Origin of the sequence: Geotalea uraniireducens Rf4 (assembly GCF_000016745.1) — a bacterium.
Taxonomy (GTDB): Bacteria; Desulfobacterota; Desulfuromonadia; order Geobacterales; family Geobacteraceae; genus Geotalea; species Geotalea uraniireducens.
This window is the reverse complement of the sequence record NC_009483.1, coordinates 1,722,630-1,737,050: the sequence shown is the minus strand read 5'-3', so window position 1 is coordinate 1,737,050 and position 14,421 is coordinate 1,722,630. Positions and strand designations below refer to the sequence as shown.

Annotated in this window: 11 protein-coding genes; 3 read left to right on the top strand and 8 right to left on the bottom strand. The window is 54.9% G+C overall.

Annotated elements, in window-relative coordinates; translation table 11 throughout:
* Window positions 1-11: 11 nt before the first annotated feature.
* On the top strand, window positions 12-1,322 hold the full coding sequence (mtaB, locus tag GURA_RS07585; protein ID WP_041245340.1) for a tRNA (N(6)-L-threonylcarbamoyladenosine(37)-C(2))-methylthiotransferase MtaB: 1,311 nt from the start codon (window positions 12-14) through the stop codon (window positions 1,320-1,322).
* A 3-nt stretch (window positions 1,323-1,325) separates the two neighbouring features.
* On the opposite strand, the gene GURA_RS07580 is transcribed toward mtaB, so the two are convergent.
* Complete coding sequence (locus GURA_RS07580) at window positions 1,326-1,667, bottom strand: BrnA antitoxin family protein (RefSeq protein ID WP_011938403.1); 342 nt, start codon at window positions 1,665-1,667, stop codon at window positions 1,326-1,328.
* A gap of 251 nt (window positions 1,668-1,918) precedes the next feature.
* On the opposite strand from GURA_RS07580, the gene GURA_RS07575 reads away from it, so the two are divergent.
* Together GURA_RS07575 and GURA_RS07570 are read left to right on the top strand one after the other, a co-directional pair.
* Window positions 1,919-2,200: a type II toxin-antitoxin system Phd/YefM family antitoxin gene (locus GURA_RS07575; protein WP_011938402.1), complete on the top strand. Its 282-nt coding sequence runs from the start codon at window positions 1,919-1,921 to the stop codon at window positions 2,198-2,200.
* Window positions 2,197-2,520, top strand: coding sequence for a type II toxin-antitoxin system RelE/ParE family toxin (locus GURA_RS07570; RefSeq protein WP_011938401.1), 324 nt, complete (start codon window positions 2,197-2,199; stop codon window positions 2,518-2,520). The genes GURA_RS07575 and GURA_RS07570 overlap by 4 nt, the downstream gene beginning before the upstream one ends.
* 7 nt (window positions 2,521-2,527) lie before the next feature.
* Here GURA_RS07570 and GURA_RS07565 read toward each other — a convergent pair whose 3' ends face one another.
* The 7 genes from GURA_RS07565 to GURA_RS07535 form a co-directional block, all read right to left on the bottom strand.
* Complete coding sequence (locus GURA_RS07565; protein WP_011938400.1) at window positions 2,528-3,805, bottom strand: DUF6178 family protein; 1,278 nt, start codon at window positions 3,803-3,805, stop codon at window positions 2,528-2,530.
* Between the two features lie 301 nt (window positions 3,806-4,106).
* The gene (locus tag GURA_RS07560) at window positions 4,107-4,403 is read right to left on the bottom strand and encodes a YcgN family cysteine cluster protein (RefSeq protein ID WP_011938399.1); all 297 of its coding nucleotides are present in this window, start codon (window positions 4,401-4,403) and stop codon (window positions 4,107-4,109) included.
* Between the two features lie 73 nt (window positions 4,404-4,476).
* Window positions 4,477-5,199 carry a hypothetical protein gene (locus tag GURA_RS07555; RefSeq protein WP_011938398.1) on the bottom strand — a complete coding sequence of 241 codons (723 nt, stop codon included), beginning with the start codon at window positions 5,197-5,199 and terminating at the stop codon, window positions 4,477-4,479.
* The gene (locus tag GURA_RS23325; protein WP_011938397.1) at window positions 5,196-6,806 is read right to left on the bottom strand and encodes an AAA family ATPase; all 1,611 of its coding nucleotides are present in this window, start codon (window positions 6,804-6,806) and stop codon (window positions 5,196-5,198) included. The genes GURA_RS07555 and GURA_RS23325 overlap by 4 nt, the downstream gene beginning before the upstream one ends.
* Before the next feature lie 393 nt (window positions 6,807-7,199).
* A complete protein-coding gene (locus tag GURA_RS07545; protein ID WP_011938396.1) occupies window positions 7,200-10,445 on the bottom strand; it encodes a type I restriction endonuclease subunit R in 3,246 nt (1,081 codons plus the stop codon).
* Window positions 10,446-10,622: 177 nt separating this feature from the next.
* A complete protein-coding gene (locus tag GURA_RS07540; protein ID WP_011938395.1) occupies window positions 10,623-11,954 on the bottom strand; it encodes a restriction endonuclease subunit S in 1,332 nt (443 codons plus the stop codon).
* Complete coding sequence (locus GURA_RS07535) at window positions 11,954-14,287, bottom strand: type I restriction-modification system subunit M (RefSeq protein WP_011938394.1); 2,334 nt, start codon at window positions 14,285-14,287, stop codon at window positions 11,954-11,956. The genes GURA_RS07540 and GURA_RS07535 overlap by 1 nt, the downstream gene beginning before the upstream one ends.
* Window positions 14,288-14,421 lie beyond the last annotated feature (134 nt).

The window sequence follows — 14,421 nt, the reverse complement described above, 5'->3', positions numbered from 1 at the left end:
AGGAAACAGCAATGAATACGGTGGCTATCACCACCCTCGGCTGCAAGATCAACCAGTTCGAATCGGCTGCCATGTCCGAGGCCTTGGGGAAGGATGGTTTTCAGGTCATCCCCTTCGATGACGTCGCTGACATTTACGTGATAAATACCTGCACCGTAACCTCCAGGACCGATGCCGAATCGCGCCGTCTCATCCGCCGGGCTTCCCGGCAGAACCCCTCCGCCAGAATCGTCGTTACCGGCTGTTATGCGCAGGTCGCATTCGAGGAACTGAGCGACATGCCCGGCGTGAACCTGATCCTCGGCAACAGCGAAAAGAAGGGGATTGCCGCGCTGCTCAAGGAGATCGGCGACGGGCGTCAGGTGCTGGTCTCCGACATATCGCGGGAAAAGGACGCGGGCGGCGCCCAATTGGAGAGCTTCGCCGAACACACCAGGGCGTTCCTCCAGGTGCAAAACGGCTGCGACGCCTTCTGCTCCTACTGCATCGTCCCCTATGCCCGGGGTAGAAGCCGCAGCGTGCCGCTCGACGAGGCTTTGGCCGGGATCAGGACCTTTGCCGCGCAAGGATTCAAGGAGGTGGTGCTGACCGGCATCCATCTCGGCGGTTACGGTCTCGACCTGACACCGCCGCTAACCCTCCTCGATATCCTCATTGCCGCAGAAAAACAGCAACTTGTCGAAAGAATCCGCGTCGGATCGGTAGAACCGACGGAAGTTTCCGATGCGCTCATCGCCTTTCTCGCCGGGTCGAAGCTGGTCTGCCCGCATCTGCACATCCCGCTCCAGAGCGGCAACGATCAGGTGCTGTCGCGCATGAACCGGAAATATGCCGCAAACCTCTTTCGAGAAGTGGTGGAAAAGCTCGTTTGCGCCCTGCCCGATATCTGCATCGGCACCGACATCATCACCGGCTTTCCCGGAGAAAGCGCGGAGGAATTCGAGCAGGGCTACCGGTTTCTGGAGTCTCTCCCCGTCGCTTACTTCCACGTCTTCCCCTTCTCCCCCAGGACCGGCACCCCGGCTGCAACCATGGGCGACCACGTCCGGAGCAGCGTGATAAAGGAGCGCGCCAAGGCGCTTCGCAAGCTTTCCGAAGAGAAGAAAAAGGCTTATTACCGGACCTTCCTCGGCAAGGAGCTGCCGGTCCTTATCCAGAACAGGGAAGAAAACGGCATGCTCAAGGGGCTGTCGCGCAACTACATGCCGGTCTTCGTAAAGGGGGATGACTCCCTGATCAACAACGAGCAAAGGGTGAGGATAACCGGGGTGGTCCGGGAAGAGGTAAAGGGGGAAGTGGTCGCGGATGATCCCGCGCCGTAGCGGTTATGCCGCCTTGTGTTCTTTCATCCATTCCTTGAGGGCTGCATCGATGCGGCTTTGCCAGCCTTTACCGGTACCTTTGAAGTAGGCGAGGACTTCAGGGTCGATCCGAAGAGAGACGGCCTTTTTAGGCCGGTCTTTTTTGGGGCGGCCCCGTCCATGGCGCACAATGCGGGCCGCTGTCAGCTCTTCATCGGTGAGAGGCGGATTGTCCGCGTCGGCATAAGCGTTGGCCTCGATTTCTTCTTCGGTCATGTTTCTGAGACGTTCCCAGTCGGTTCGGTCTTCGCCCCTTGAAATCATGGCCTTCAGTTCTTCGCTGGTGTGTCTGACGATTTTTCCCATTGGTAAATTCTCCGTTCTTTTCTACTGGCCGGACGAAGCGAGATGAAGCGGACTGTGTCTTTGCGTCTGGTATTTATTGTATATACGGTTATTGCTGCCGTCAAGGAATTATTGTAGATACAAAAACCATAAATGCAGAAAAAGGAGACTGTTCCAGGGCCTCTCCCTTTTTCTGCGCGCATTTTTAAGTTGCAAAAGGACCGCCCAGAATATAGACTTTATTCAGGTCAATTTCAGTAAGGAGTCTAACGATGAAAATGAGCGAAGCGGTGAAGCCGATCAGCTATTTCAAGTCCCATGCTTCCGAAGTGGTGCGTGATGTGGTGGAGACCCACCGGCCGGTGGTGATCACCTTGAACGGCGAGGCCAAAGCCATTGTCCAGGACCTGCGCGAATATGAAAAAACGGGGGAGAGCCTGGCGCTCCTGAAGATTCTGGCCATGGGACAGAAAGATGTTGAAGAAGGCAAAACAAGGCCGTTCCGCACTGCGTTTGCAGACATCCGTTCCGGAATAAAGAAAGAACGGTCATGAACTTTGCGGTCAAGCTGACTGCACAGGCCGAGCGCGATCTGCTGGACATATACCGGTACGTAGCTGCCAACGATGCGCCGGCAAAAGCCGAGGGGCTGCTGGACAACCTGGAGAAGGTCATCGAAAGTCTCGAAACCCTGCCGCAACGGGGACACTGTCCGCCGGAGCTGGAACGGATCGGGATGATGGAATACCGGGAGCTCTTTTTCAAACCATACCGGGTCATTTATCGCATCACAGGCAAGGACGTATGCGTTTATGCCGTTCTCGACGGCAGAAGGGATATACCGGACCTCTTGCAGGAGAGGATGCTACGGTGACAAGCTTCTACCCCTCCAGATGGCGCAGAAACTCCTCAACCCTGGCAACATCGTCCATTGACATGAATTCCCGGTAGCCGTCGGCCTTGTCGGAATCGAGGCCGCGGTAGAACCTGGGCCGCTTGTTTTTAAGCCCCATCAAGAGCTTATTGGCAGCATAGTTTTCACTTTCCAGCTTCTCCGCCCTGGTCTTGATCCCGAGAAGGAGACTGTAGCCCAGCTGGAACAGCCTTTTCAGATATTCACCGGTCAAGACCTCACCCGCCTTTTTCACATTCCCCTCGCAGAGATATTCAAGGGCGATATTCAGATAACCGTAAACCCGCTGAGCAACCTGATGCATGGCCTCCGAATCGGAAAAAGCCGTCTCATCCGCCACCAGGGCACTGTTAATCAGGTAGTTCAGCTCCATGCTCAATTCATCGGACCCGGCCAGGGCCAGAGCCTTCAGCAGCAGGGAAGTATCGTCTCCGACCGGCACGGGAAGGGTTGTCACGGAACCTGTCGGTAAATGCTCTTTCTCGCCGAGCAGGGCAAACGTGGCCGGTTTCAAACGGGCGTAGAGGGAAAGTGCCTCGTCGAGCGGCGGAAAGCCCAGGTCGGCCAGCCGGCCGCCCCTGAAATGGTAACAGGCATCCTCCAACTCCAGATCGATGTCATTCTTCACCCCTTCCATGAGGGCAACGTAGAGAGCATTGTCAATGCGGCAGATGCATTCCACAAATCTGCCCATGACCTGGCTGTGCTTCGGGTTTTTAAAGGTGAGCATGAACATGTCGTCAAAGCTGTGGTCCCAATCTGCGAGCCGCTCTTCATCATTGGACATGTCGCCGACACCGCCGCCAACTATGAGCTCTTTACTGAAGAGCAGCTGGAGCAGTTCAAAGTCCAGCTGCGGCAATAGTTCACTGATCCGATCATCCCCCCCTTCCAGCAGATAGCCAAGCCACTCAACGGCCTTGTCGGCAGAAAAGGACCACTTCGACCACAATTCCATATCAAGCAGGAAAATGCATTGTTCCGGCGAAGCGAGCTGCAAGAGTTCCAAAGCATCGGTCTCGCCGATATCCTTGAACAGCCAGAAAAATTCCTGGGGTTCCATGGACCGGACAAGAATCTTCCCTTCCGGGTCGCCGATCAGGAGGTCCATTCGCTCTTTGGCACGAAGCCCTTTCAGGTAATGCGTCTTTTCGGCAAGAGGAAGATTTACAAAGGTATGTGCGCTGGTCCGCCCCCCTTTTACCAGGGTAAGTACTGAGGCGCCGTCTTTTTCAGTTTTTTTCAAGATCAAAACTCCCGTTTTTCCAATATCAGTATAAATACAGCGTTGTCCGGTTTGGTTTGTGCATCAAGGTTGTTAAGCCCCATTAGGGGCGTTCGAATGTAGCCGGGGGATTCATCCCCCGGATGAGATGCTATATTTCCCCACGTCACGTACGTGACGTGATGATATTTCGCCTGGATGACCGGGGAATGAATTCCCCGGCTACCAGTATTCTGTCCCTACGGGACGTAAGCAAAAACCAAACCGGACAACGCTGATATAAATACTACCACCGACTGCCGACCACCGACCGCCGACCGCCTCAACGCCTCCGCTTCAAACCGAGGGCCTTCATATAACCACAATCATCATGGAGCCAGCGGATGCCCCTTACAATCTCTTCAGTAAGCTTGACGCACTCGGGGCATATTTCAAAGCGCCGCTCATAGATCTTGCATTCCCGGCTCACCACATCCAGATAGCGACAGGGAGTTGCCGTGAAGAATATGGTGCCGTCTTCATCCTCGATCTTCTCAAAGCAGCAGAGACCGCACTGTTCGCAAAGCGACTCCCAATCTTCAAGCTGTTGATCATCCTTTTTTACCATGTTAGTTGCCATGCTTCCCCTGCAATTCAATTGCCGTTATTTGTACCATTATTTGTTCTTTGATGTCCGTGACCGGCCTTGCAGGTCACTTTTCAGTCACCGTCTTACCAAGTAACACCTCGAAACTGCGTTTATCCAGTGTCAGGCGCACCCGGTCGGGAAGTATCGCCTCAACCCTGGCGCCGTCCACTACCCCGCCTTGGGTAACGGCAGTACCGTTCACTACAGCGAGCCGTGAAGCGCTCTCCTTTTGCCAGGCGATGCCGCTCACCTTGAAATCTGCATCGGCATGCTTCCCTGAGACGGGAGCGACCGTCGTTTGCGGGTCTTGTTGTTCCGGTACCTTCTTTATGGCGGGAACGGCGCTCTCAACCGGCGTCTTCGCCTTGGCAGCAACTACGGCGGCATGCGGCCGCGGGGATACGACAGTCGCGACCTGGGCACCGGGGTTCTTGCCCGGCCCCGGCTGAACATTCAGCGGCTGCGCTGCTGCATTATCGGCGGCAAGCGGAGCGGCGGTTGCCGTCGGGGTGCCCGACAATGGCCGGCTCTGCGACAGGGGAGCAGCGACATTATTCGCAGGCTGCGATACCGTTTCTTGCTTTCGCTGTGAAAATCCCCCCATCAAGACAAAGGTTGTCAGCACAGCCACAGCGGCAACAGCAGCCATGGCAGCGGGTATCAGCCAGCGGGGCTTCCGTCCGCGTTCCTGCCGGACCCTGCTGATATCGCCGGCAAGGGGACCCGCATTGCGGCGGGCAGCCTTCTCTTCCTCAGCCTTTTGCAACGCCTTCAGGATCGAGCTCATAGCCTGTTGCCCCCCCTCTTTTCAAGCTTCGGGGTGATATGATCTTTTCCTTCCTTATACAGAAAAAGAAGGGTCAACTCTCCAACCCTGTCGCTCTGTTCAATTCCCCGTGCCAGCCGGTATTGCTTGAGCGCATTTTGGGTGGCAGCGTCAAAAACCCCGTTAAGCCGGATTTTGTAAAACCCTGCACCGGCAAGGAGCTGTTGCAGGCGGCTCACCCGCCAGCCGCTACTCCCTGCCGAGATGGTTGGACGAATATTGTATATATTTTTCCAAAACAGGTAACTGCGTCCCGACCAAAGCGCTTTGAGTTCCTCGCTGCTGAGCGAATCATGGCCGGCCAGGGGAGGAGAAATCAGCAACTGGTCATTGTCCTTGCCGACCAGGGCCAGATATCGCTTGCCGCTGACACCCGGAATGGTGAACTCAAGAAGTGCGGGCGAATCACTGCGCAAGAGAAGGTCGAGACTGCCGGTGAACGGTGTAAGGCGGAGCCCCCGCTGCAGCGCCAGTTTTTCCAGGTCCTGGATGCTGCTCACCTTCTGCAGGTTTGCTACCGGCGAAACATTCCAAAGACGGGCAATGGCTTTGAATGAAGCGGATACGCTCTCTGCTTCGTCCATCCCGGAAAACCCTTTACGCAATGCATTGAGCGGGTCCGGCACAGCTGCCACTGCCGGTTGCATACGCTTGGCGGATATGGTTTGCCTGGTCCCCAGGGCAGCATATATCCCTACAATGAGCAGGATCGCTAAAGTGGCGAGAACTGTGAGACGTAACCGGGCAAAAAGATGCTTCGGACTTCTCGTCCTCTTGATTTCAGCAACAGCGGCAGCAGCCATCCGGCCTTGAATCTCGCGGCTTCCCTCTGTATAGCCGATCAGCAGCGCCCTGTCGCAGGCAATATTGATAAGCCGGGGAACTCCGCCGGAATAGCGGAAAATCCTTTTCAGGGCCTGGTTTACAAAGATCACCCCGCCCCCAGCCAATTCGAGCCGGTGTTCGATATACCCTTTGGTGTCTTCAAAATCCATGGGGAGCAGGTGGTAGTGCACCAGAATCCGCTGCCTGAGCTGGCGCAGCTCGGTCTTTTCAAGAATTCCTTCAAGTTCCGGCTGTCCTGCCAGCACAATCTGGATCAGCTTATCCGTCTCCGTCTCCAGGTTGGAGATGAGCCGGATCTGTTCCAGCACCTCCGGCGCCAGGTTCTGCGCCTCGTCGATCACCAGCACCACGTTGCGACCGGCGGCTTTCTGCTCCAGGAGAAAGACGTTCAGGCTTTCCAGAAGCTCGGCGCGGCTCAGCCCTTCGTAGGGTATTATAAACTCCCGGTTTATGGTGCGCAGCAGTTCCTCTGACGACAGGCAGGGATTGAAGATAAGGGCGGTGCGGTGGCTATCCTCGTCAAGCCGGTTGAGGAACGTGCGCAGAACCGTGGTTTTGCCGGTCCCCACCTCGCCGGTCAGTTCGATAAAACCGGAATGGTTGTTTATGCCGTACAAAAGGTGGGCAAAAGCTTCCCGGTGGTTTTTGCTGAGGAAAATGAAGCGTGGGTTCGGAGTGACCGAAAAGGGCTTTTCCCTGAAGCCGAAATATTCGAGATACATGTCATTTATCCCTAAAGGTTGGGAGGCTCGAATTTACACGAATAATGCCGAAACGCAGACCAGAAACTCTCAGAGGATGATAACATACCACGAGCGCAGAATCTCCGTCAATTTTTGCATCAGCGACGCCTGAGACAAAAAAGGACCCGGCGCTCGTCAGCCAGGTCCTTGATTGTTTTATAGATTAAATACCTGAGTTGGGCAATGCTGAGAGGATTGCATCAAACCTCAAGTTGCGCCGGTGATATTCCCAAGGCCTCAGCCACCTTCTTAAGGGTAGCGCCATGCTGATTTCCTCAAATATGTTGAACAGAATCCGCCAGTCGCCGACGCGCAGCCTGTGGGTATACTCGTGATTGGTCAACCGCTTGACGTTCCACAAATACATTCCATTCAAACCGCCTGCTTAATCAAGTCAAACACCACCCGTGCAAACCCTTTGGCCACTTCCGGGTTGGACAGAATCTGCATCATCTGCTTTTGATGAGCCTCACTGCTGTCCATCACCGCGTCGTCGAGTGCCTTGGGGAAATCGCCCAGCATCGCCTGCTCCGGCGAGTTGTTCTGGATCTGATCCATGACAATCTTGTTTTCACTCACCTTGTCACGGATGGTGTGCGCGTAGTTGATCAGATCCTTGTCGGTGAGACCATCGGTCATGAAGAGTTCGTTGAGGCGCGCCAGAATCTGCGAAAGGAACTCTTCCTTTTTGTCCTTTGCCTTGGCCGAGCCGAGATCGTTGCCTGGCTGCAGCTTATAATCAACCCCGGGCTCCATCACCAGATGCTGCTGGTGTAGGATCGAAAGCCGATAATGGGTAAGGGCAACGTTGCCCAGATCGATATCGTCCTCATCGTCCAGTTTTTCTCGCAACAACGGCCGCAGGTGCCTGGCGTAGAGGCTGAGCTTTTCGAGATCCTTGTTGTCGTAATCGACGATCTGCGACATGAACTCATAGAAGCGGGTGAAGCTGCCAAGGTCTTTCTTGAAGATCTCCAGCCGGTCTTTCTCCTGGCGGCACTCCTTGAAACACTTCTCAGCATTGGCGGTCAGTACCGGGTCACCGGTCTTCCTGGTGCGCTCGAACATCTCCTTGGCGGTCTTGTAGGCATCGATTGCCAGCTTGTACCGCCCTTGCCAACGCTGCACGGCGGGTTTGCAGATGTTGCTGATCGCGGCGCTGCTCTTGTTCTTGGCGAAAAAGGCGACGGCGAACTGTTCCACCTCCTGCCAGGTAAAGATGTTTTCGGCGCGCAGCTTGTCAAAGAGATCGAAGACCAAATCCGGGTCGGAGACATCGGCCAGTTCGGCGGTTTGATAATAGGGCAGGAATGAGTCAAGGATGTCCTGGGGGTCATTGAAGAAGTCGAGGACGAAGGTACCGCTCTCCTCCTTGCCGGGGTAGGTGCGGTTCAGCCTGGAAAGAGTCTGCACGCATTCGACGCCGCAGAGCTTCTTGTCCACGTACATGGCGCAAAGCTTCGGCTGATCGAAGCCGGTCTGAAACTTGTTAGCCACCAGCATAACCCGATAATCCGCCGTGTCAAAGGCCTTGCGCATGTCGCGTCCCTTGAGGCCGGGGTTCATGCTCCGTTCGGTGAATTTGGCGCCCAGCAGTTCGGTCGCGTTGGGATCTTTGGCGCTGAATTCCACTTCGCCGGAGAAAGCGACCATTGCCTGGATCGAGCTGTACCCTTTTCTGGCGACATACTTGTCGAATTCCTTCTTGTAGCGCACCACCTCTTTCCGCGAACTGGTCACCACCATCGCCTTGGCTTGCCCGCCGAGCAGCCCCATGACGTTATCCTTGAAGTGCTCGACAATCACCTGCACCTTCTGGGCAATGTTGTAATCGTGCAGGCGCACCCACTGGTTGAGCTTGACCTGGGCCTTTTTGCTGTCGACCTCTTCATCTTTGGCCTTGATGCGCTGCGCCAGTTGATAGGCCACTTTGTAGTTGGTGTAGTTCTTCAGCACATCAAGGATAAAGCCCTCTTCAATTGCCTGGCGCATCGAGTAGACGTGAAAGGCCTCGGGTTTGTTCTGCTTCGATGGCGGGAGCTCCGGATCGGGCAGCCGCCCGAACAGCTCCAGGGTTTTCGGTTTCGGCGTGGCGGTAAAGGCGAAGTAGCTGAGGTTGCCGCTATCTCGTCGGGCGGCAATGGTGGCATCGAGGATATCTTCCGAGGTGAGCTCCACATCGTCGTCGTTATTCTCCGTCACCAGCACCTCTTTGAGCTGCCGCGCGGTGGAGCCGGACTGGGACGAATGCGCTTCGTCGGCGATGATCGCATAGCGGCGTTCTTTCAGGCTGACGCTGTTCTCGATCGCCTGAAGCACATAGGGAAAGGTCTGGATGGTGACGATGATGATCGGCTGGGAGTGTTCCAGGGCATGGGCCAGTTTTTCCGATTTGGAGCCTTCGCCGATGTCGCGGTTGATCCGCCCCACCACGCCATCGACATGTTCGAACTGGTGGATGGTGTCCTGTAACTGGTCATCCAGCACCGTGCGGTCGGTGACAACGATCACCGAGTGAAACTGCTTTGTCCCTTGAGCATCGTAGAGCGATGAGAGCTGGTGCGCGGTCCAGGCGATGGAGTTGGACTTGCCTGACCCGGCGCTGTGCTGGATCAGATATTTATGCCCGGGTCCTTCGCTGCGTGCGGCATTCAAGAGGCGGCTGACCACATCCCACTGGTGATAGCGGGGAAAGATCAACGCCTCTTTCTTCGATTTCTTCCCCTGCCAGTCCTCGACCTCTTCGATCTGGAGGTGCACGTAGCGGGCGAGGATGTTGAGCAGGTTGTCGGGGAGCAGCACCTCGTTCCAGAGATAACCGCTGGCGTATTCGTTGGCATTCTCGGGGATGTCGTTCCCCGCGCCGCCATCCCTGGTCCCCTTGTTGAAAGGGAGGAACGAGGTGTCATCCCCCGCCAGCCGGGTCGTCATGTAGACCTCGTACTGGCTGACGGCAAAATGGACCAGCGCCCCGCGTTTGAAGGTGAGGAGTGGTTCCGGCTTTTTGGTGACCGGGTCTTTGGGCAGACGGGTGCGCTTGTACTGCTTGATGGCGTTGTCGACCGCCTGCTTGAACTCTGATTTAAGCTCCAGGGTAGCGACCGGCAGGCCGTTGACGAAGAGGACCAGATCGATGCGCCAGGCTTTGGCCTTGCTGCCGGTCTCGACCAGATGTTCTTCGGTGGCAAAGGGGCTGTAGACCAGCTCCGGCACGATGCGCAGGCGATTCCTGGCGTAACGCGCCAGGGTATCGGGGTTGAGGTTGTGTTCGGGTTTGAACTGGCAGAGTTTGAAGCGGGTGCCGCGATCGCGCAGATCGTGGCGCAGCACACCGAGGGTGCCGAAGGTGCGCAGCTCGCGGTTGGCGGCGTTTGGATCGACCTTGTTAAGCTGGGTGGCGACCCGTTCGAGGAAGTGCTTTTCGGGGCTCTGCGGATAGAGTTTGCAGTATTTCTGCCACTGCTCGTCCTGGGTCTCCTTGACGAATCCGAGGACGTCTTCTGCGTACAGTGCCAGCTCCCGGTTGTAACCGGCGGGTAATCCCAGTTGCCAGCCATTGGCGACCATCTGGCTGATGATGTCGTTTTGGAAGATCTGCTCGTTGGATTTATTTTGCATGGGAATCCTTTAAAAACAGCTATTCACAACAGGCTCGTAACGCCCCCTGTCCCCCTCTTAATCCTAAGAGGGGGAACGTGCTAAGCTCGCTCGGCGGCAACTCCACCTCAATCACTTCGAGCGTCCCTCCCCTTAAGATAAGGGGAGGACAGGTGGGGTTATGAGCCTCTGAAGCTCTCATCCTGCCGGTTGCCAGTCGCGGACGTCGATCTTGCCGGTGACGGCGGCGGAAATGAGGGCGGTGCGGCGTTCTTGCATCAAAGCTATCGCATTGTTTGCTGTCTGCTCAATTTGCTGGTACCGAATCAACTTTTTATCAATGTGCTTAGCGATCACCACTTGCTCATCCAGCGGCGGGAATACTCCCCATACTTTAAGCAGGTTTTGAATAGACAGCCTTTTTAAGGCAGCACCTTTTACAAAGCTATTCACTTGCTCTTGAATGACGCAGGATTGGCATAAATAATCAAAAAATTGAGGTGAAAGCTTTTTGAGGTTTGGCTTGATTATTATTAGTGAAGAGGCAACAACAAAATCTACATTCTCAGGCGTTACAACAGTTTTACCTATCGTTCCATCTTTACTAAAAAGAATATCGCCAGGTTCAGGCTTGCAACCTGTATTGACCAAATATTTATAACTCTCTTTTGAAGTCAGCAGCGCATCTTCGAAATTGATTAGTCCATCACACATATCCTTTATTGACACAAAGTAATGCTCGCCATTCTTCGTATCTGGGGAGATATGGGCACCATCAGTAATTGCATGAGTTTTGAATTTTGCCAGACACACATCCCAATGCTCCGGCACCTCCCCCAACCACTCAACTCCGGAATCTTTCATCGGCGCATCGGGGTTAAGCCCTTTGGTGACGGCATGGCTGATCACCGCCTGACGCTTTTCTTTCAGCAGTTTGATCAGTTGTTGTTGTTTGTCTATCAGGGTATCGATTTTGGCGGTTTCGTGGTCGAGGAATTGTACAATTTTTTCCAATTGGCTATTTTCTGTACACCCAATTTTTATCCCCCCTACGGTGTCGGTATTGAGGTTGAGCTGTGTTCCAAATTTCCCTAAACCTTTATATGCCTGCTCCCCAGCAAACACGTAAAACAAAAACTTACTCGGGATTTTAAGTTCTGGAAAATATACAAAACCATCATGAATACAGGCTTTCATGCCTGTAATACATGGTTTTCCTACGGTTCCTGCAATACTAAGAAAGAGTGCCCCTGGTTCTAATTTTACGCTTAGTGAACTTCCAAGGTCAGACAGTCTTTGCGGCGCGTTGAATAGATACATCTCTGATGCGGTAACATCTGCAATTCTTGTCCACGCATACTCACCTTCATCATCAAAATATTTTGCGTCATCAATTGGCCGAGGTGATGCCCCACGCCTAACTGTGCTCAAGTGCTTGATCTGTATCACTTCCCAATGGCTAGGGACATCACCCAGCCACTCTTCTCCAGAGTCCTTATATTCAGGATATGCTTGATACCGTCCCGCCATTAAGAATGCACCTCCCGAAGCAGCGCCATAATCTCGGCACTCACCACATCCAGATCAGCATCAATCTCAACCAAATCACGCGGCGGCGCATAAACATAAAAGTGCCGATTAAACGGAATCTCATAGCCGACAATCCCCAACTCCCCATCCTTCTCATCCCGCTTCCCCGCATCAATCCAGGCATCCGGCACATGGGGCGCGACTTCCTTCTTGAAATAGGCCTCGACGGTTTCAGTGACGCTGCGTGACGGATCAAGCGGGATGTTCTCGTTATCGCGCAGATCGCCATCAGCCTGAAACTCAACCACCTTGCCAGCCACCGCAAACAGGCCGTAGAGCGGGTTCGCCTTCTCCTTGTGCACCTTCTTGATCACCCGCTGCGCCTCTGGGTTCTTCCAGCTCACCGCATCGAGAAGCTGCTTCTTCTCCCGCAGATCCAGGTTGACCCCCGTTAGCTTGAGCGCCTTTTTCAACTCCTCTTCAAACAGGTTGAAATCATCACACGAGCCATCCACAATCGCGGCTAGACCCATCTGCCCGGCCAGGGCGGATTGCAACGTCTGCCCGCTCTTCAGCAACGCCCGCTGATCGCGCCACAGTGTGGCATTAAGCAGCTCTTTGATCTGCTTCTCTTTCAAATCGCTGAAATTCGCCTTGACGTAGGCACGAACTTCCACCGCGACATCCGAAAGATCACCATAGTCGGCATCCGTCCAGCTCTGCCCGAACTGCTCGTAAGCCCATTTCATCACCACATTAAACGGCTTGGGGGCAAAGCGCAGCTCTTCCAGCCGTTCGCCCGTGAACTGCACCGAGAGCCGCAAGGGGCGTTCGACGGTGATACGGCGATAACCAAAGTCGGTAGTGGCGAAAATCTTGCTCGAAAAGGTCTTCGGCTCCGGCGCTTTCGGGTTGTCGGCTTGCCGCCCCCGGTTGCTCTTCACCTCATCCGGCTTATCAAGCGTCAGGGTATCAACCCGCTCGAAACGACCGAAAGCGCGGGTGATGGTGGCGATATCATCCTCCCCCATGACATTGCGCTTGGAGCCGAGGGACTTGCGCATCTTAGCGCACAGGTTGACGCCGTTGATGAGCTGCACCTTCCCCTTACGCTCCGGGTCTTTCTTGTTGGAGAGCACCCAGACATAGGTAGCGATACCGGTGTTGTAGAACATGTCGGTGGGCAGGGCGACGATCGCCTCCAGCAGATCGGCCTCCAGAATGTAGCGGCGGATCTCGCTCTCGCCACTCCCGGCGCCACCGGTAAAGAGCGGTGAGCCGTTGAGGATGATGCCGATACGCCCGCCGCCATCCTTGGTGTCGCGCAGCTTGCTGATCAGGTGCATCAGAAAGAGGAGCGAACCGTCCGAGACACGGGGCAGACCGGGACCGAAACGCCCGGCAAAACCTTTGAGGGTATGCTCGTCATTGATTTCGGTTTCGACTTTTTTCCAGTCGACGCCGAAGGGGGGATTGGAGAGCATGTAGTCGAATTTGTCGGCGTAGAGCTGATCGTTACTGAGGGTGTTGCCGAGCTTGATGCGGCTGACATCCTGCCCCTTGATCAGCATATCCGCTTTGCAAATGGCATAGGATTCGGGATTCAGCTCCTGGCCGAAGGCGCGCATCACCGCCTTGGGATTGAGTTCGTAGACGTATTCCATGCCGCTGGAGAGAAAACCGCCCGTTCCTGCCGTCGGATCGTAAATGGTGCGGATGATGCCGTCCCTGGTCAGCGCCTCGTCGTCTTCCATAAAGACCAGCGAGGTGGTGAGACGGACGATATCCCGCGGGGTGAAGTGCTCCCCGGCGGTTTCGTTCGAACTTTCAGCAAAGCGCCGGATCAGCTCCTCGAAGACCAGCCCCATCTCGTAGTTGGAGATCGCCTGGGGGCTGAGATCGGTGTTGGCGAACTTCTGCACCACCTTGTAAAGCAGGTTGGCGTCATTAAGCTGACCTATGAACTCGGCGAACTTGAAATACTCGAAGATCTCCCGCGCATCCTTGGAGAAGCACTGGATGTAGTTCTCCAGGTTGTCCTTGATCCCCGACTCGCCCAGCTTGGAAAGATCCATCGGCGAGATGTTAAAAAAACTCTCGTCCGTCGCCCGCAGCACCATCTTTTCGTAGGCTTCTTCCGGCAGATTCATCTTGCTGACTTCGGCATGCTTGGCCAGCACAGCGGGCTTGCTCTGCTCCAACACGCATTCAAGACGACGGAGCAGGGTAAAGGGAAGGATGATGCGGCCATACTGGCTCTGCTTAAAATCACCGCGCAACAGATCGGCAACCGACCAGATAAAGGCGGCGGTTTGGGAGAAGTTGATGGTCATAAGAATATCCTGTCAAGTCTCGTATCAGGGCAGACTTGTGTCTTATTAGTGTGTCCCTGCTTTCAAAGGCAAGACCCTCGGCCGTCTGGGGTTTCTTTGCTTCAAAGCGACAAGGATGCTGGCGGCAACGATGA

Coding starts and splice junctions, on each gene's coding strand:
- mtaB (WP_041245340.1), top strand. CDS start 12: ATGAATACGGTGGCTATCACCACCCTCGGCTGCAAGATCAACCAGTTC.
- GURA_RS07580 (WP_011938403.1), bottom strand. CDS start 1,667: ATGGGAAAAATCGTCAGACACACCAGCGAAGAACTGAAGGCCATGATT.
- GURA_RS07575 (WP_011938402.1), top strand. CDS start 1,919: ATGAAAATGAGCGAAGCGGTGAAGCCGATCAGCTATTTCAAGTCCCAT.
- GURA_RS07570 (WP_011938401.1), top strand. CDS start 2,197: ATGAACTTTGCGGTCAAGCTGACTGCACAGGCCGAGCGCGATCTGCTG.
- GURA_RS07560 (WP_011938399.1), bottom strand. CDS start 4,403: ATGGCAACTAACATGGTAAAAAAGGATGATCAACAGCTTGAAGATTGG.
- GURA_RS07555 (WP_011938398.1), bottom strand. CDS start 5,199: ATGAGCTCGATCCTGAAGGCGTTGCAAAAGGCTGAGGAAGAGAAGGCT.
- GURA_RS23325 (WP_011938397.1), bottom strand. CDS start 6,806: ATGTATCTCGAATATTTCGGCTTCAGGGAAAAGCCCTTTTCGGTCACT.
- GURA_RS07545 (WP_011938396.1), bottom strand. CDS start 10,445: ATGCAAAATAAATCCAACGAGCAGATCTTCCAAAACGACATCATCAGC.
- GURA_RS07540 (WP_011938395.1), bottom strand. CDS start 11,954: ATGGCGGGACGGTATCAAGCATATCCTGAATATAAGGACTCTGGAGAA.
- GURA_RS07535 (WP_011938394.1), bottom strand. CDS start 14,287: ATGACCATCAACTTCTCCCAAACCGCCGCCTTTATCTGGTCGGTTGCC.